The organism is Pseudomonas sp. GL-R-19, from assembly GCF_019956375.1.
Classification (GTDB): Bacteria; Pseudomonadota; Gammaproteobacteria; order Pseudomonadales; family Pseudomonadaceae; genus Aquipseudomonas.
Window position 1 is genome coordinate 12,522 of record NZ_JAHBDJ010000034.1, and the last position, 16,799, is coordinate 29,320.

Consider the following 16,799-nt stretch of genomic DNA (forward strand, 5'->3'; position numbering starts at 1 on the left):
AGTCAATCCACCATTCGAGCCGTACCAAACAGACTGACCCGACTCAATTCCCCCATCTCCTCTTCCAGCAAGATCGGCGCCGTGCCACCCGGCATCGTCACCTTCACTTCCCCGGCAGTCACCCAACCTACCCGCCACGCCGCACAGGCCACCGCGCTGGCGCTGGTCCCCGAAGACGCCGTCGGCCCCTCGCCGCGCTCGAATACCCGCGCGGCGATGTGCCCTTCGGACAAGCGCGTGGCCCATTGCAGATTGATCCCCGCCGCACAGGGCTGCCCTGCCCCGGTGGGCATCGCGTAGGCGATTCGCGTCAGCCCCTCAGACAATCCCGGTTCTCGCATCTGCTCATTGCCGGGCAAGTCGTCGGCGTTTTCCACCAGCGTCACGCAATGCGGATTACCGACCCGCGCGAACTGGCTACGCGACCAGGCGCCATTGAGCGCCGACAACTGTTTAACGTGGCTGAGTTCGCGGCCGTTGAACATCGCCGTTGCAACCCCGTGAGCACTGACCGCCGCCGGCCCGAATCCCGGCTGACCCAGATCGAGCCAGAAACCCTTCACACCATCTACCTCTGCGGCTTTCACTGAAGTCTGCCCCGGCGAAGGCGTATCAGCCTTGTCGTGATGAACCCTGAGCAGACAGGCTTCGTTCTGCGGCAACAGCCCTTGATCGCTGAGGGCCTGGGAAAAAATCGTCAGTCCGTTGCCACTGCGCTCGGCCAGGGTACCGTCGGTGTTGACGATCAACAGATCAAAGGGTGGCGACGACTGAAACGGTCCGACCAGCAAACCGTCGCTGCGATGATCCTTGCTGCCGGACGGTCGAGTGCCTGGGGCCCAGCTGCAGCAAGCCTCGATTGCGGCCACCGCCCAGGCTTCGAGGGTTTTCGTTGCCTGGCTGGCCTGATCGGGCAGGTCGATACCCTGGCGGCGCAGTTCTTCGGGCGCTACCACGATGTAAATATTGCCCCGTGCATCGTACCGCTGCGCCATGGCGCCCTCCGCGTGTCATTGGAATGGCTCAACATATCGCGAAAAACAGCGGCACTGTGCAAGGATGTCGCCCTGTTTGACCGTAAAACTTTCCAGGCACTGATCGAACCCTCACCGGTCGATCACTGTCCGTTGAGGACGTGACGTTTTTTTGCCAGGGATTGATATGACCAGCCTCAACAGTCAAACCACCTTCGTTCCAGGCCGCCTGGAACAAATGTCCACGCGCATCGCCTTTTTCATCGCCGGGTTCGGCATCGCCGCGTGGGCGCCGCTGGTGCCCTATGCCAAGGCCCGGGCCGGGCTGGATGAAGGCACCCTGGGATTGTTGCTGCTGTGCCTGGGGGTGGGTTCGATCCTGGCGATGCCATTGGCCGGGATCCTGGCCACGCGTTTCGGCTGCCGGCGGGTGACGACCGGCGGCACCCTGCTGATCTGTGCCGCCCTGCCGCTGCTGGCGACGGTGTCATCGATTCCGGCCTTGATCGCGGCGCTGTTCATGTTCGGCGCGGGCCTGGGCACGGTGGATTCGACGGTCAACCTGCAAGCCGTGATCGTCGAGCGCGCCAGCGGCAAAAACATGATGTCGGGTTTCCATGGCCTGTTCAGCCTGGGTGGGATTGTCGGTGCGGCGGGTGTCAGCGGATTGCTTGGCCTGGGGATTTCCCCGCTGGGGGCCACGCTGGTGGTGATCGTGATGTTGCTGATCGCGCTGGCCAAGGCCGTGCCGCACCTGTTGCCCTACGGCAGCGAGAGTTCGGGGCCGGCGTTTGCGGTACCCCATGGCATCGTCCTGTTCATCGGGGGCATGTGCTTCATTGTATTTCTCGCCGAAGGCGCGGCGCTGGACTGGAGCGCAGTGTTCCTGGCGCAGGAACGCGGTATAGACACGGCGTATGCGGGGCTCGGGTATGCGGCGTTTGCCTTGACCATGACTGCCGGGCGTTTGACCGGTGACAAAATCGTACGGCGGTTGGGCGCGACACGGGTGATGGTGTTCGGCGGGCTGACGGCTGCCGCAGGCTTGTTCCTGGCGACGTTCGCACCGAGCTGGGAGGCGGCGCTGGTGGGTTATGCGCTGCTGGGGGCCGGTTGTTCGAACATCGTGCCGATCCTGTACACCGCGGTCGGCAAGCAGACGGTCATGCCCGAAAGCATCGCCGTACCGGCCATTACCACCCTGGGTTATGCGGGCATTCTGGCGGGACCGGCCGTGATCGGCTTCATCGCCCATGGCAGCAGCCTGAGTTTTGCCTTTGCCTTGATGGCGGTGCTGCTGGTGGCGGTGGCGATTGGCGGGAAGGTGTTGAAGGTCTGAAAAGCTTCGCTGGCAAGCCAGCTCCTACAGGGGTCCGGTACAACCGTCATTTTGCGGGTGTACGCAAAACCCGTAGGAGCTGCCGAAGGCTCGGGCCGCGTTCGGACGATCTTTTGACTTTCAATGCCTGCGCAACCACTCGATAAACAGCGCAAACAACTCCGACTGCACCCCCACCTACAGCTTCAGGTACAGGTTCTTGCGCACGGTTTCCGACGAGATGTTCATCTGGCTGGCCGTGGATTTTTCACCGATGTAATCCGCCCGGTTGTACAGCCGGAGCGTATTGCTGTCGTCCACCTGAGCGGCGTGGGCATTCGGTGGATTCGCCGGCATGGCAAAAAGCGGCAGTGCAGTTGACCCGTTTTGCCATAGATCCGGGGTTTGTCCGGCGCTTAAAGTGGCAGCCCTGAACCGACCCTGCAGAGCCTGCGATGACCGACCTGATCAAACACGAGCAACGCGATGGCGTGTTGACGCTGACCATCGACCGTCCGGACAAGCTCAATGCACTGAACAACGCCATGTACACGCAACTGGCCGAGATGTTGCTGGCCGCCGACGAAGACGAGCAGACCGGCGTGGTCATCATCACTGGCGGCCCGACCTGCTTTACCAGCGGCAATGACCTGGTGGATTTCCTCCAACACCCGCCGACGCATCTGGACGCCCCGGCGTTCCACCTGATGAAGGTCGTCACGCGCCTGCAAAAACCGCTGGTCGCGGCAGTCTGCGGGGCGGCCATCGGCATCGGCACCACCTTGCTGCTGCATTGCGATCAGGTGCTGGTCACCCGCAACGCCAAGCTGCGTATGCCGTTCGTCAATATCGGCCTGTGCCCCGAGTTCGGCGCCAGCCTGTTGCTGCCCCGCCGGCTCGGCCATGCCCGTGCCGCGAGCCTGCTGCTGTTGGGCAACGGCCTGGACGGCAACGAAGCGGTGGCCTGGGGCCTGGCCAACGAAGCCTTCGATGACGGCGAGCAATGCCTGGCGGCGGCGACAAAAATCGCCCAGCGCTTTCTGGCCATGCCCCAGCAAGCCTTGCGCCAGTCCCGGCAATTGATGAAGCAGGCTTGCCTGGCCGAACTGGAAGCGACCCTGCGCGAAGAAAACACGCTGTTCATTCAGCGCCTGAACACCGACGAGGCGAAAGCCGCCTTGAACGCCCTGCTCAATCGCAGTACAGACAAGAATCCACCGAAAGGAAACCAGCCATGAACACTCCGGAAATCTACGTCGTCAGCGCCGCCCGTACCGCCATCGGTACGTTCGGCGGTTCGCTCAAGGACGTGCCACTGGCCGACCTCGCGACCACTGCCGTGAAAGCCGCCCTCGAGCGAGCCGCCGTGGACCCGGCGCTCGTTGGCCATCTGGTGATGGGCAACGTGATCCCGACCGAAACCCGCGACGCCTACATCTCCCGCGTCGCGGCGATGAACGCCGGCATCCCGAAGGAAACCCCGGCCTACAACGTCAACCGCCTGTGCGGTTCAGGCCTGCAAGCGATCATCAACGCCGCCCAGACCCTGATGCTCGGCGATGCCGACATCGTCGTCGGCGCCGGTGCCGAATCCATGAGCCGCGGTCCGTACCTGATGCCGGCCGCCCGTTGGGGTTCGCGCATGGGCAACGCCCAGGTCATCGACTACATGCTCGGCATCCTGCATGACCCCTTCCATGGCATCCACATGGGCATCACCGCCGAGAACGTCGCCACGCGCAACGGCATCACACGCGAAATGCAGGACGCCCTGGCTTTCGAAGACCAGCAACGCGCGGCCCACGCGATTGCCAACGGCTACTTCAGCGAGCAGATCGCGACCGTGGAAATCCAGGATCGCAAAGGCGTCAAACTGTTCAGCGTCGACGAGCATCCACGCGCCACGTCCCTGGAACAACTGGCGGCGATGAAGCCTGCGTTCAAGAAGGACGGCTCGGTCACCGCCGGCAACGCCTCGGGCCTCAACGACGGTGCAGCGGCACTGGTCATGGCCAGTGGCAATGCGGTCCAGGCCAACAACCTGAAACCCCTCGCCCGCCTGGTCAGCTACGCCCACGCTGGCGTCGAACCGGAATTCATGGGCCTGGGCCCGATCCCGGCCACCCGCCTGGCGCTCAAGCGCGCCGGCCTGACCGTCGCCGACCTGGACGTGATCGAAGCCAACATCGCCTTCGCCGCCCAGGCCTGCGCCGTCAGCCAGGAACTGGACCTCGACCCGGCCAAGGTCAACCCGAACGGTTCGGGCATCGCCCTGGGCCACCCGGTGGGCGCGACCGGCGCAATCATCGCCACCAAGGCCATCCACGAACTGCACCGCACCGGCGGCCGTTACGCGCTGGTGACCATGTGCATCGGTGGTGGTCAGGGGATTGCGGCGATTTTTGAACGCGTTTAAGCCATAGCTGCAAAAAAGGCCGGTGATCGCGCAGATCACCGGCCTTTTTCATTCCCGATTCTATGTGGGAGCGAGCCTGCTCGCGATTGCGGCCGTTCAGTCGGCAAAGATGTTGCCTGACACACTGCTATCGCGAGCAGGCTCGCTCCCACAGGGTCCTCCAGCGCACACAAAATCTTCTTTCATTTCCACTTATCAAACGACCTGACGATCGGCAGCAAAAAGCATTTGCCACAAAATATTACATGCATCATATTACGAGCATCATAATTAACCTCCGCTCCAACAGGTAATCCTCCATGACCAGCATGTCCACCGTTGAACACGACCTGGCTGCCCCGGTGACTGCCGCCAAACCTCCCCTGCTCAAACGCCTGCTCTTGCCCGCCGTGGGGATCGCAGCACTGGTACTGGCCGGTGTGTATGGCGTGCATTGGTGGAGTGCCGGCCGCTTCATCGAGGAAACCGACGACGCCTACATCGGTGGCGACGTAACGGTGATCGGGCCGAAAGTGGCGGGCTACATCGACGAAGTGCTGGTGGCCGACAACCAGAAGGTCAAGGCCGGCGACGTGCTGATCCGTCTCGATTCCCGCGACTACCGGGCCAACCTGGCCAAGGCCGAAGGCGCGGTGGCCGCCGAAGAAGCCCTGCTCGCCAACCTCGACGCCACCGAGCAACTGCAACAGGCCGTCATCGGCCAGGCCCGCGCCGGCATCGATGCTGCCGGCGCCGAGGCCACCCGCTCCCGGGATGACGATGCCCGCTACAAAAAACTGGTGACCACCAACGCCGTCTCGGTGGAAAGCGCCCAGCGGGCCAACGCCACGTTCAAGACGGCCCAGGCCCAAAGCAACCGCGCCCAGGCTGAACTGCTGGCCGCGCAGCGCCAGTTGAATGTGATCGACACCCAGAAACAACAGGCCCGGGCCGCCTTGATCCAGGCCAGGGCCGAGCGCGACCTGGCGCAATTGAATGTCGGCTACACCGAACTGAAGGCGCCGGTCGATGGAGTGATCGGCAATCGCCGGGCCCGGGTTGGCGCCTATGCCCAGGCTGGCTCGCAATTGCTCTCGGTGGTGCCGTCCAGCGGATTGTGGGTCGATGCCAACTTCAAGGAAGACCAACTGGCGCACATGGTGCCGGGGCAGCGGGTGGTGATCCATGCCGACGTGCTGTCGGGTCAGGCGTTCCACGGTCACCTGGACAGCCTCGCCCCCGCCAGCGGTTCGCAATTCAGTGTGTTGCCACCGGAAAACGCCACCGGCAACTTCACCAAGATCGTGCAGCGGGTGCCGGTGCGTATTCACCTCGATCCGGCCGACAGCGTACTCGGCCACCTGCGTCCGGGGTTGTCGGTGACCGCTGAAGTGGACACGCGCAAGGAGCCTGAGGCGCCAGCCGTGGCCAGCGCGCCATGAGCCAAGCCCTCGCCGCCCCGGCGCAACCGTTCAATGCCGCGAACATGGCGACGGCGACCAAGGTCTTCGCCTTTGCCAGCATGTGCATCGGCATGTTCATTGCGCTGCTGGATATCCAGATTGTCTCGGCTTCGTTGCGTGACATCGGCGGCGGGCTCTCTGCCGGCACCGACGAAACCGCGTGGGTGCAAACCAGTTACCTGATCGCCGAAATCATCGTGATCCCGCTGTCGGGCTGGCTGTCCCGGGTGTTCTCGACGCGCTGGCTGTTTTGCGCGTCGGCGGTGGGCTTCACCCTGACCAGCCTGCTGTGCGGCGCGGCCTGGAACATCCAGAGCATGATCGCCTTCCGCGCCCTGCAAGGGTTTCTGGGCGGCTCGATGATCCCGATGGTGTTTACCACCGCGTTCGTGTTCTTCACCGGCAAGCAACGGGTGATCGCCGCCGCGACCATCGGCGCGGTGGCCTCATTGGCACCGACCCTGGGGCCGGTGATCGGTGGCTGGATCACTGACATATCGTCCTGGCACTGGCTGTTCTACATCAACCTGGTCCCCGGCATCTTTGTCGCCGTGGCCGTGCCGATGCTGGTGAAAATCGACCAGCCGGAACTGTCGCTGCTCAAGGGCGCGGATTACTTGAGCATGGTGTTTCTGGCGCTGTTCCTCGGCTGCCTGGAATACACCCTGGAAGAAGGGCCGCGCTGGAACTGGTTCAGCGACCGTACGATCCTGACCACCGCGTGGATCAGCGGCCTGGCCGGCCTGGCGTTCATCGGCCGAACCTTGCACGTGGCCAATCCGATCGTCGATCTGCGTGCCTTGAAGGATCGCAACTTTGCCCTTGGCTGCTTCTTCTCGTTCGTCACCGGCATCGGCCTGTTCGCCACCATTTACCTCACGCCGCTGTTCCTCGGCCGGGTGCGGGGCTACGGTGCGCTGGACATTGGTCTGGCGGTTTTCTCCACCGGGGTGTTCCAGATCATGGCGATTCCGTTGTATGCCTTTCTGGCCAACCGCGTCGATCTGCGCTGGATCATGATGACCGGCCTGGGGCTGTTCGCCTTGTCGATGTGGGATTTCAGCCCGATCACCCATGACTGGGGGGCCAGGGAACTGATGCTGCCGCAAGCCTTGCGCGGGATTGCCCAGCAACTGGCGGTACCGCCCGCGGTGACGCTGACCCTCGGTGGCCTGGCGCCGGCGCGGCTCAAACATGCGTCGGGGTTGTTCAACCTGATGCGCAACCTGGGCGGGGCTATCGGCATCGCCGCGTGTGCGACCATTCTCAATGACCGCACCAACCTGCATTTCACCCGGCTGGCGGAGCACCTCAACAGCACCAACGAGGCGCTCAACCAATGGCTGTCCCAGGTCGGCAACAACTTCGCCGCCCTCGGCCAGAGCGGTGACGCCGGGGTCACCGCCAGCCTGCATCAACTATGGCTGCTGACCTACCGCGAAGCCCAGACGCAAACCTATGGCGACGCATTTCTGATGATCGGAGTGTGCTTCGTCATCGCCACGGCGATGGTGCCCTTGATGCGCAAGGTGCAACCACCGGCCGCGCCGAGCGCCGATGCGCATTGAGCCTCGGCTCCCCTTTTGACATCAGGCCTGAGGGGTTTTGCGGAAACCGACGGCCAGACGGTTCCAACTGTTGATGGTGCTGATCGCCACGGTCAGATCGACCATTTCCTTGGGCGTGAACTGAGCGCTGACCACTTCGTAGTCTTCATCTGGCGCGTGGGTCAGGCTCAGTTGGGTCAGGGATTCGGTCCAGAGCAGCGCGGCACGTTCGCGATCGCTGAAGAACGGTGCCTCGCGCCACGCCGTTACGGCGAACAGGCGACGCGGGGTTTCGCCGCCCTTGATGGCATCGGCGGTGTGCATATCGATGCAGAATGCGCAGCCATTGATCTGCGAAGCCCGCAGTTTGACCAGTTCAATCAGGTTTTTTTCCAGCGGCAGCTTCGAAACCGCCGTTTCCAGGGCGATCATCGCTTTGAGGGCATCAGGGGACGCGGTGTAGAAATCGATACGCGATTGCATGGTGTGCTCCAGGGCAAGTGGGTGTGTCGCTACGTTAGTTCCGCGGCCGGTTTACACAAATAGCCAATCTTGCAGAAGTCGAGGAGACCATTGGTGCGGGTGTGATGGGTTTCGCTCTTCATTTTTGGTGAATTCATTGCCGCCTTCGCGAGCAAGCCCGCTCCCACATCAAACCCGATTGCGCAACCACTGCAAAAAGCCCTTTTTCGCCACCGTTACCGGCAGCTCCTGGGTCAGGGTTTTCGCTTTGAGCAGCCGGTAATCGAGCAAGGTCTGCATCGCATCGTTGATGTCGTGACGGGCATCCAGGCACGGCTTGAGGTATGCCTTTTCGATGCGGTACAGGGCACAGAAGGTCTTGGCGGTAAACCGCGCCGGCACCGAACTGTCGGTCAGAATGCCGGCCTCGCCGATCACTTCCCCCGGCCCCATGCGCCCGGACTCGAAAGGCGCGCCGTGCCGGGTCAGCGTCACCGTGACCACCCCGGACTCGATGATGAACAGGTGATCGCTGACCTCCCCCGCCTCCAGGATCGTTTCCCCGGCGCGGAACGATTGCAACATCATGTTCTGGCTGAAGGTGTCTTTCTCTTCCTGGCGCAAGGTGGAGAAAATCGGCGAGCTGTCGAGCAACGCCCGGGGCCGCGACAGGTTACCCGGCGGATTGGGTTCCACGCTCGACAGCAGGTTGACGCCGGACGCCTGCAAGTGCCGGTAGGCCAGGTCGAACAGTTGATTGCGCACCGAACGCTTCTCGTCCATCGACGCGACAAACCCGTTGATTTCATAGACCACTCCGGTGTTGCTGGCGCATTTCATGCCGACATTCGGCGACGGTGTCTCCAGCAGAAAGCGGCAGCCCTGCATGGCCCGCTCCAGGGCTTCGATCACCGTGTTCGGTCGCGCGTGGGGGCTCACTTCCAGCGAGACGGAAATGCCGAACATGTCGCTGGGCCGACTGAAATTGATGATCTTGGCCTTGGCGGCCAGGGAGTTGGGTATGACCGCCATGCAACCCTGGGAGGTCTGCAGGCGCGTGGCACGCCAGTCGATGTCGGTGACCCGGCCTTCCATGCCGTCTATGGAGATGTAGTCATCCAGTTGGTAGGGTTTGGTGGTGTTCAGGACGATCCCGGAAAACACGTCACTGAGGGTACTTTGCAAGGCCAGGCCGACAATGATCGCCAACGCACCGGACGTCGCCAGCACGCCCTTGACCGGCAGATCGAGTACATAGGCCAGGGCGGCAATGATCGCGATCAGGAAAATCACCGCACCGAGCAGATCCTGAAGCAATCGCCCGGTATGCCCGACCCGTTGCATCATCACCGCGCCGATCAGCACCGTCAGCATCCGCGCGCCGAACAACCACCAGCCGATCTGCAATCCGGTGGCGGCCAGGTGCAACGGTACGTTGTCGGCCCAGGGCGGCGGCTCCATCGGGTTCAGGCCTTCGTTGAACAGCAGAAGGCTGTATAGCGCGAAAATCGTGACCCGCAACAGAAGCTTCCAAGGGTTGCGGTTGTCACCGATTAAACGCCACAACCCGAGGTCAATCAGGATCAGCGCCATGGCGCAGATCAATGGGTGTTCGGTGAGGAAAGACAGCATCAAGCAACTCCAGCCAAGGCTAATAACGCGAAGATCGCACAGATTGGCCATAGTGTAGGAGCAATTGATTTGGCTGGATTCTGCAATCACCACAAAAACAATTGTAGGAGCGAGCCTGCTCGCGATGGCGGCCTGACAGTCACTACATCAGTGTCTGTTCTACCGTCATCGCGAGCAGGCACGCCCCCACAGGGGCAACCGGTCAGCGCTGGGAGTCCAGCGCCTCGTGTTCATTCGCCACTTGCCGGGCCTTGAGGTAACTCTCGATCAGCAACTGATAATGGGGCATGGCCTGGGCGTAGACAGCGGCCCACTGTTCGGCATCCGGACGGTTCCACGAGCCTTGCAGCTCGGATAGCGTCGCCATGATGTCGATCGGCACCACCCCGGCCTGGGCCAGACGGGCAACGGTCAGCTCGGTGGCCAGTTTCGAGTGGTTGCCCGAGGCGTCGACCACGGCAAACACCTTGTAGCCTTCATGCACGGCGGCGATGGACGGGAACGCCAGGCACACGCTGGTCAAGGTGCCGGCGATCACCAGGGTTTTCTTGCCGGTGGCTTTGACCGCCGCATGAAACTCCGGATTGTCCCAGGCGTTGATTTCACCTTTGCGCGCCACGTACTGCGCATGGGGCGCGGCTTCGTGGATTTCCGGGATCAACGGCCCGTTCGGCCCCTGGGGAACGGAAGCGGTGGTGATCACAGGCATCTTCAGCAAGGTCGCGGCCTTGGCCAGGGCAATGGCGTTGGCGCGCAGTTGAGGCACGTCCATGTCCTTGACGATCTGGAACAGTCCGCTCTGGTGATCGATCAACAGCATCGCGCTGTCATTGGGGTCGATGGTCGGTTTCTGGCCGTTGAAGTTGGCCGCGTAGACAGTGCTCATGAGCGTTTCCTCTTTCTTTTGGGCAACAGCCATCCCTGGCCTGAAAACCGGCCTACTCATCCTGTGTAGAGTCGGGTGTAAAAGCGCTGCGAATTAAGCGTGCATCCGGCCGAAGCGACCGGACTGGAAGTCGGCGAAGGCCTGGTGGATTTCCTGCTCGGTGTTCATCACGAACGGCCCGTGGCCGACGATCGGCTCATCGATCGGTTCGCCGCTGAGCAACAGCACCATCGCATCTTCGCTGGCTTCGAGGGTCACCTGATCGCCTTTGCGGTCAAACAGGGCAAGTTGCCCCTGGCGCACAGATTCCAGGCCGTTGACCTGCACCGTGCCACGCAAAACCACCAGTGCGGTGTTGCGCCCTTCATGCAGATCGAGGGTGAGCAATTTGCCGGCATTCAAACGAATGTCCCACACGTCGATCGGGGTAAAGGTGCGCGCCGGGCCTTGGTGACCGTCGAACTCACCGGCGATCAGGCGCAGGCTGCCGGCGTTGTCCTGCAAGGCGATGCTCGGGATGTCGCCGTCGAGGATCGTCTGGTAACCGGGGTCGGCCATCTTGTCCCTGGCCGGCAGGTTGACCCACAGCTGCACCATCTCCAGGGTGCCACCGCTTTTGGCGAAACCTTCGGAGTGAAACTCTTCATGCAGGATCCCCGAGGCTGCGGTCATCCATTGCACATCGCCAGGGCCGATCTTGCCGCCACTGCCGGTGGAGTCCCGGTGCTCCAGTTCGCCCTCGTAAACGATAGTCACGGTTTCGAAGCCACGATGCGGATGCTGACCAACGCCACGTCGCTCGGTGGTCGGGGTGAATTCAGCGGGGCCGGCATGATCCAGCAACAGGAACGGGCTGATGTGTTTGCCCAGGTTGTCGTAGGAAAACAGTGTGCGAACCGGAAAACCGTCGCCAACCCAATGGGTCCGTGGACTGGTGTAGATACCGATGATGTTTTTCATGGTGTCTCCTGATGAGGTGGGTGAAGCCATGGACAGAGCTTAAAACCGTGACCTTTGCTGCGCTAGACTGCAAAAATCAGCTTTAGCGTTCTATTTGGAGAACGATGGTGGAAGACCTCAACACCCTCTACTACTTCACCCAGGTAGTGGAGCATCACGGTTTCGCCGCAGCGGGCCGGGCGCTGGACATGCCCAAGTCCAAGCTCAGCCGACGCATTGCCGAACTCGAAGAGCGCCTCGGCGTGCGCCTGCTGCACCGCACCAGCCGGCATTGCTCGTTGACGGAAATCGGCCAGGCCTACTACCAGCGCTGCCTGGCCATGCGCGTGGAGGCGGAAAGCGCCGCCGAACTGATCGAGCGCAACCGCTCCGAGCCCCAGGGCCTGGTGCGTGTCAGTTGCCCGACGGCGCTGCTCAATTCCTGGGTCGGGCCGATGCTGACCCGCTACATGCTCAAGTACCCGTTGGTGGAGTTGTTCATCGAGAGCACCAACCGCCGGGTCGACCTGATTCACGAAGGCTTCGACATTGCGCTGCGGGTACGCTTTCCACCACTGGAAAACACCGACATGGTGATGAAGGTGCTGGGCAACAGCACCCAGAGCGTGGTCGGCAGCCCGGCCTATTTATCGCGCCTGTCGACACCGGCCTCCCCGGCCGACCTCAGCGGCTTGCCGAGCCTGCACTGGGGCGCGGCGCAGCGCGAATATCAGTGGGAACTGTTCGGGGCCGACGGCAGCACCGCGATGATCCGGCATGCACCGCGGATGGTCACCGATGACCTGTTGGCGTTGCGCCATGCGGCGGTCGCCGGAATCGGCATCGTGCACCTGCCCAGTGTGGTGGTACGCGATGAAATCGCGGCCGGGCAACTCGTGGAGCTGGTGCCGGGCTGGGCGCCGAAGAGCGGCGTGATTCATGCAATTTTCCCTTCGCGTCGGGGCTTGCTGCCATCGGTGCGCACGTTGATCGACTTTCTCGGGGAAGAGTTCAGCCGCAGTGATATTGCCTAGGGTCGGGGCAAGGGTTTAGACCGAGTGATGGCTATCGCGAGCAGGCTCGCTCCCACAGGGGATTTGTGGCGCATATAGATCCAATGTGGGAGATTCTATGGTTGAGGAAAAGCCCTCAACCCGCCTTCGGTCTGGGTACGTTTCGCCTGCAAGGCCAGGTGGTCATCGATTCGGTAAGCACCGCCCTGGCGCTCGGCCACCGGCTGACCAGCCCCAAGGGTATCGCGCCGCACTGGGATTGAGCCTCAATCCTGCTCGATACTCTGGTCCAGGCGGGCCATGGCTTGCTGCAACTGGTCGACGGCATCGTCGATCAGTGCCGCGCGGTCGTCATTGCATGCCCGCTCCAGTTGTTCGCAACACTCGACCAGGGCAAGCGCTCGCACCATCAGCGCCCCGCCCTTGATCCGGTGTGCCAGCGTCTGCAAGCCCGGGCGATTGCCGTTGGCGTGCAAGGCCAGCAAATGCACACGGTCCTCGCGGTTGGTCAGCGCCAGATCGTGCATCAGTTGATCGATTAGCTCACGATCCGAATCCGCATAGCGTTCCAGCCCGCTCAAGTCGAACTCGGCGAAGCCAGGGGCGACGATCGCCGCTTGGGGTGCACTGGAAAACCTCCGGGCCAGCCACGCCTGCAAGTCCACCAGGCGAATGGGTTTGAACAGGCAATCGTCCATCCCCGCCGCCTTGCACCGGTCCTTCTCCTCGGCCTGCGCATTGGCGGTAAAGCCCAGAATCAGCGTCGGCGACAGCCCCTGCACCCGCTCTTGCTCACGTATCGCGCCGGCCAGCTCGTAACCGCTGAGCACCGGCATGTTGCAGTCGGTGATGACCAGATCGAAACCGTGCCCGCGCCCACGCCACTGTTCAAGCCCCTGCGCCCCATCCTCCGCCAGCACCACACTGTGACCCAGATAGCTCAGCTGCCGCGAGAGCAACAGGCGATTGGCCGGATAATCGTCGACCACCAGAATCGACAACGCCCGGGTCGTGAGTTGCGCCGGATCCCGGGACACCCCCTCGGCGGGCAACGTTTGCAGGACGGGCAGTACCAGGCTGATGTCCACCCGCGTGCCGCGCCCGGGCTCACTGTCGAGCTGCAACTGGCCGCCCATCGTTTCGCACAGGGTACGACTGATCACCAGGCCCAGGCCGGAACCCTGCCGGGCAGTCTGCTGAGTGTTACCCGCCTGCACGAACGGGCTGAACAGGCGTTGCTGGTCGGAAGCGCTGATGCCGATGCCACTGTCCTCGATACTCAGACAGGCAGACAGATGCGCCGGGCCTTGAGGCAGCACCCGCAGTATCAGGCTCACCTCACCTTCCCGGGTGAACTTGATCGCATTGCTCAGCAGATTGGACAGTACCTGTTTGAAGCGCGTGGGATCGAGCATCACGTCACAGTCGCTGCGCGCGTCGAGATCGACCCGCCACTGCAGATTCTTTTGCATCGCCAGCCCTTCGAAAACCCGGCAGACCGACGTCACCAGCGCGTGCAGATTGACCCGCTCCGGCGCCAGCGACAAATGCCCGGATTCGATCCGCGCGACATCCAGGATGTCGCCGATCAAATCCAGCAACTGCTGCCCGGCGTTGGACGCCACCTCGATGGCGGCGCGGTCGGTCACCCCTTCATCGGCGCGTTTGACTGCCAGTTCGAGCATGCCGATCAAGGCGTTCATCGGCGTGCGGATTTCATGGCTCATGGTGGCCAGGAACGTGGTCTTGGCCCGGTTGGCGTCATCCGCCGCGTCCTTGGCTTCCTGCAATTGCCCGAGCAATTGCTGACGCTGGCGAATCTGCCGCCGCTGCCAGACGATCCCGGCCAACGCGAGCAACAGCAGGACACCCGCCGCCGCAAACGCCTGCACGATCGCTTGCCGGTGTCGCAGCCAGTAACTCTGCTCGACCATCGAGTCATAGCGCCAGGGTTGAGTCAGCTCGTCAATTTCTTCGGGGGGAATACTCAGTAATGCCTTGTCCAGAATCGAATGCAGTTCGGTGGCCTCGCGACTGGTTGCCAGGGTGCTTCGGGCGGGGTCGGTGCCCACGGTGCTGGTCACTTGCAGGTGATCGCGATACTGCCGGGAAATCAGGTAACGGGCGCTGATCAACGAGTTGATGCCGCCATGGGCCTTGCCCTGGGCGACCATCTCCATGGCATCCGTAGACAGTGGCGCATCCGCCAGCTGGATCAGCGGGTAATGCTTGCGAAGGTACTCGGCGGCAATGTTGCCCTGGGTCAGCGCCAGGGTTCTTCCCGCCATGTCATCCAGCGTCCTGAGGCCGTCCGTGTCCACGCGGGTCACCAGTACCGACGGGCTGCTCAGAAATGACCGGGTGAACCGCAATTCATCTTCACGCTGGGAACTGAGGCCGATACCGGCCAGCACATCGATCTGCCCGCTCCTGATACCGGCCATCATCTCGGCCACCGACTTCATACCCTGGATGTCAAATTGCAACCCGGTGCGCAAAGTGATTTTCGCCAGCACATCGACGCCGATACCACGAAACTGGCCTTCGCTGTCGACAAATGAAATCGGCGGGATATTTTCGTTGATCGCGACTTTCACACGCGGGTGGCGTTCGAGCCAGTGCTGTTCGGCCACGCTCAATTGCAAAGACTGAGTGCCCGGGATAGACACCCCGTTGGCCCCCCAACGACGCAGGATGTTCATTTGTTTATTGGTAGTGATGACCGCCAGCGCCTTGTTGACGATGCGCAATAGCGAAACGTTGTCGCGGGCCATCGCAAAGGCAAAACGCCCGGACTCCATGGGCGAGAAGTCCGTCAGGTGCACGTTGTTCAGGTAATTCCTGCTGATCAGATAATGGGCATTGATCGCATCACCGAGGTAGACATCGGCCTGGCCGAACGCCACAGCGCCTATCGCCGCCAGTGTCGAGGGAAACAGCTGGACCTGCGCTTTGGAATAGAACTGTTGCACGCTGTATTCGGGCAAGTAGTGATACAGCATCACCAGTCGCTTGCCGGCCAGTGTCGGGTCGAGCACCGGAGGGAAATCGGTGCGGGTGACCAGCACCGGTTGATCCACCGCGTAGGCGCTGGACAGCTGTAGCTGCGGATCTTCGGCTTCGAATCGGTTGGCCGTTCCCAGCAGGTCGGCCTGCCCGTCCTTGATGGCCTGCACCGCGTCGGCCCGCGACGGATAACGTTGAACCTCGATGACGACGTTCAACAATTGTTCGAGCAACCCGGCGTAATCGGCTGTCACGCCTTCGAACACCTTGCCTGCCGTGTTGAACTCGAAGGGGGGATAGTCGGGAGCCGAGACCGCCAGCACCAATCGGCCCTTTTGCTGCAACCAGCGCAACTCGGCTTCCGACCACCTGACGCTCAGGCCTTCGGCACTCGAACGTCCCAACAGGGTCAACGACTGTTGTGCACAGACCGTCGATGCCCAGAGAAGAAGGCCAATCAGCACCCAACCTGCCAGTCGTCGGAGAGCGTTCATTCAGATCAATTGATTGCGCAGGGCGAAATCCCTCAAGTGCACCGACGAGCTCACGTTGAGCTTGAGGGTGAGGCGGGTCTTGTAGGTACTGACGGTCTTGTAGCTCAGGTGCATGATCTCGGCGATTTCCAGGTTTTTCGAACCCCGGGCCAGGTACTGCAGAATGGTCAACTCACGATTGGAGAGCTTGTCGATCAACTGCTTTTCACTGTGTTGCAACTCCCCCATCGACACGGAACTCGAGGGGAGCTGGGCGAAATAGGTATAGCCGGCCATCACGCAATTCACCGCCGCCTTCAAATCATCCAGGTCCTTGCTCTTGGAAACATAGGCAACAGCCCCGGCCCGCATGCAGCGGTCCTGATAGAACTGGGCCTCCAGCGAGGTGAACACCACCACGCGGCATCGGGTGTTTTCGGCCTTGATACGGTCCATCACCTCAAGCCCCGCCACACCCGGGAGGCCCAGATCAAGCAGCACGACATCCGGTTGATGCTCGCGGATCAATGCCAGGACCTCATCGCCACGGGAGGCCTCGTAAATCTGCTTGAATCCTTCGCCCTTGAGTACGAGTTTGATCATGGAGCGAACCACCGGATGATCTTCCACAATCAGTGCTGACTTCATGACAACTCCCGTGCAAAACAACACGATCGGGCAAAAAATGCCC

13 protein-coding genes and 2 pseudogenes are annotated in these 16,799 nt (G+C 62.0%); 7 read left to right on the top strand and 8 right to left on the bottom strand.

The annotated features are described in order from the left end of the window. Positions 1-2 precede the first annotated feature (2 nt). The gene (locus KGA83_RS18645) at positions 3-995 is read right to left on the bottom strand and encodes a diaminopimelate epimerase (RefSeq protein WP_108219183.1); all 993 of its coding nucleotides are present in this window, start codon (positions 993-995) and stop codon (positions 3-5) included. 166 nt (positions 996-1,161) lie between these two features. Here KGA83_RS18645 and KGA83_RS18650 point away from each other — a divergent pair, with 166 nt between their 5' ends. Beyond that, positions 1,162-2,313, top strand: coding sequence for an MFS transporter (locus KGA83_RS18650; RefSeq protein ID WP_115947543.1), 1,152 nt, complete (start codon positions 1,162-1,164; stop codon positions 2,311-2,313). 177 nt (positions 2,314-2,490) lie between these two features. Here KGA83_RS18650 and KGA83_RS30120 read toward each other — a convergent pair. Next, positions 2,491-2,559: pseudogene (locus KGA83_RS30120) on the bottom strand (hypothetical protein); the annotation flags it as partial. Positions 2,560-2,747: 188 nt separating this feature from the next. Here KGA83_RS30120 and KGA83_RS18660 point away from each other — a divergent pair. The 4 genes from KGA83_RS18660 (at position 2,748) to KGA83_RS18675 (ending at position 7,718) form a co-directional block, all read left to right on the top strand. Continuing rightward, a complete protein-coding gene (locus KGA83_RS18660) occupies positions 2,748-3,530 on the top strand; it encodes an enoyl-CoA hydratase-related protein (RefSeq protein ID WP_223530481.1) in 783 nt (260 codons plus the stop codon). Continuing rightward, positions 3,527-4,708, top strand: coding sequence for an acetyl-CoA C-acyltransferase family protein (locus KGA83_RS18665; RefSeq protein WP_108219471.1), 1,182 nt, complete (start codon positions 3,527-3,529; stop codon positions 4,706-4,708). The genes KGA83_RS18660 and KGA83_RS18665 overlap by 4 nt, the downstream gene beginning before the upstream one ends. 299 nt (positions 4,709-5,007) lie before the next feature. After that, positions 5,008-6,129, top strand: coding sequence for an HlyD family secretion protein (locus tag KGA83_RS18670; RefSeq protein WP_108219469.1), 1,122 nt, complete (start codon positions 5,008-5,010; stop codon positions 6,127-6,129). After that, the gene (locus tag KGA83_RS18675; protein WP_223530482.1) at positions 6,126-7,718 is read left to right on the top strand and encodes a DHA2 family efflux MFS transporter permease subunit; all 1,593 of its coding nucleotides are present in this window, start codon (positions 6,126-6,128) and stop codon (positions 7,716-7,718) included. Before KGA83_RS18670 ends, KGA83_RS18675 begins: the two co-directional genes overlap by 4 nt. A gap of 21 nt (positions 7,719-7,739) precedes the next feature. On the opposite strand, the gene KGA83_RS18680 is transcribed toward KGA83_RS18675, so the two are convergent. From KGA83_RS18680 to KGA83_RS18695, 4 genes are all read right to left on the bottom strand, one after another. Further along, the gene (locus KGA83_RS18680) at positions 7,740-8,180 is read right to left on the bottom strand and encodes a carboxymuconolactone decarboxylase family protein (protein WP_115947540.1); all 441 of its coding nucleotides are present in this window, start codon (positions 8,178-8,180) and stop codon (positions 7,740-7,742) included. A 168-nt stretch (positions 8,181-8,348) separates the two neighbouring features. Further along, positions 8,349-9,791 (bottom strand): cyclic nucleotide-binding domain-containing protein, encoded by a 1,443-nt coding sequence (locus KGA83_RS18685; protein WP_223530484.1) that lies wholly within the window; start codon positions 9,789-9,791, stop codon positions 8,349-8,351. A 202-nt stretch (positions 9,792-9,993) separates the two neighbouring features. Further along, the gene (locus KGA83_RS18690; protein ID WP_223530485.1) at positions 9,994-10,677 is read right to left on the bottom strand and encodes an isochorismatase family protein; all 684 of its coding nucleotides are present in this window, start codon (positions 10,675-10,677) and stop codon (positions 9,994-9,996) included. Positions 10,678-10,770: 93 nt separating this feature from the next. Continuing rightward, positions 10,771-11,637 carry a pirin family protein gene (locus tag KGA83_RS18695; RefSeq protein WP_223530486.1) on the bottom strand — a complete coding sequence of 289 codons (867 nt, stop codon included), beginning with the start codon at positions 11,635-11,637 and terminating at the stop codon, positions 10,771-10,773. A 104-nt stretch (positions 11,638-11,741) separates the two neighbouring features. Here KGA83_RS18695 and KGA83_RS18700 point away from each other — a divergent pair, with 104 nt between their 5' ends. After that, positions 11,742-12,650, top strand: coding sequence for a LysR family transcriptional regulator (locus tag KGA83_RS18700; protein ID WP_095942547.1), 909 nt, complete (start codon positions 11,742-11,744; stop codon positions 12,648-12,650). Between the two features lie 83 nt (positions 12,651-12,733). Further along, positions 12,734-12,856 (top strand): annotated as a pseudogene (locus tag KGA83_RS18705) (hypothetical protein); the annotation flags it as partial. Positions 12,857-12,895: 39 nt separating this feature from the next. On the opposite strand, the gene KGA83_RS18710 reads toward KGA83_RS18705, so the two are convergent. Further along, entirely contained in the window at positions 12,896-16,129 is a 3,234-nt protein-coding gene (locus tag KGA83_RS18710) for a transporter substrate-binding domain-containing protein (protein ID WP_223530487.1), read from the bottom strand. After that, positions 16,130-16,756 carry a response regulator transcription factor gene (locus tag KGA83_RS18715; protein WP_108219462.1) on the bottom strand — a complete coding sequence of 209 codons (627 nt, stop codon included), beginning with the start codon at positions 16,754-16,756 and terminating at the stop codon, positions 16,130-16,132. It lies immediately after the preceding gene. Positions 16,757-16,799 lie beyond the last annotated feature (43 nt).

Excerpts from the sequence above, each read along its gene's own strand:
- KGA83_RS18645 (WP_108219183.1), bottom strand. The coding sequence starts at position 995 with ATGGCGCAGCGGTACGATGCACGGGGCAATATTTACATCGTGGTAGCG.
- KGA83_RS18650 (WP_115947543.1), top strand. The coding sequence starts at position 1,162 with ATGACCAGCCTCAACAGTCAAACCACCTTCGTTCCAGGCCGCCTGGAA.
- KGA83_RS18660 (WP_223530481.1), top strand. The coding sequence starts at position 2,748 with ATGACCGACCTGATCAAACACGAGCAACGCGATGGCGTGTTGACGCTG.
- KGA83_RS18665 (WP_108219471.1), top strand. The coding sequence starts at position 3,527 with ATGAACACTCCGGAAATCTACGTCGTCAGCGCCGCCCGTACCGCCATC.
- KGA83_RS18670 (WP_108219469.1), top strand. The coding sequence starts at position 5,008 with ATGACCAGCATGTCCACCGTTGAACACGACCTGGCTGCCCCGGTGACT.
- KGA83_RS18675 (WP_223530482.1), top strand. The coding sequence starts at position 6,126 with ATGAGCCAAGCCCTCGCCGCCCCGGCGCAACCGTTCAATGCCGCGAAC.
- KGA83_RS18680 (WP_115947540.1), bottom strand. The coding sequence starts at position 8,180 with ATGCAATCGCGTATCGATTTCTACACCGCGTCCCCTGATGCCCTCAAA.
- KGA83_RS18685 (WP_223530484.1), bottom strand. The coding sequence starts at position 9,791 with ATGCTGTCTTTCCTCACCGAACACCCATTGATCTGCGCCATGGCGCTG.
- KGA83_RS18690 (WP_223530485.1), bottom strand. The coding sequence starts at position 10,677 with ATGAGCACTGTCTACGCGGCCAACTTCAACGGCCAGAAACCGACCATC.
- KGA83_RS18695 (WP_223530486.1), bottom strand. The coding sequence starts at position 11,637 with ATGAAAAACATCATCGGTATCTACACCAGTCCACGGACCCATTGGGTT.
- KGA83_RS18700 (WP_095942547.1), top strand. The coding sequence starts at position 11,742 with ATGGTGGAAGACCTCAACACCCTCTACTACTTCACCCAGGTAGTGGAG.
- KGA83_RS18710 (WP_223530487.1), bottom strand. The coding sequence starts at position 16,129 with ATGAACGCTCTCCGACGACTGGCAGGTTGGGTGCTGATTGGCCTTCTT.
- KGA83_RS18715 (WP_108219462.1), bottom strand. The coding sequence starts at position 16,756 with ATGAAGTCAGCACTGATTGTGGAAGATCATCCGGTGGTTCGCTCCATG.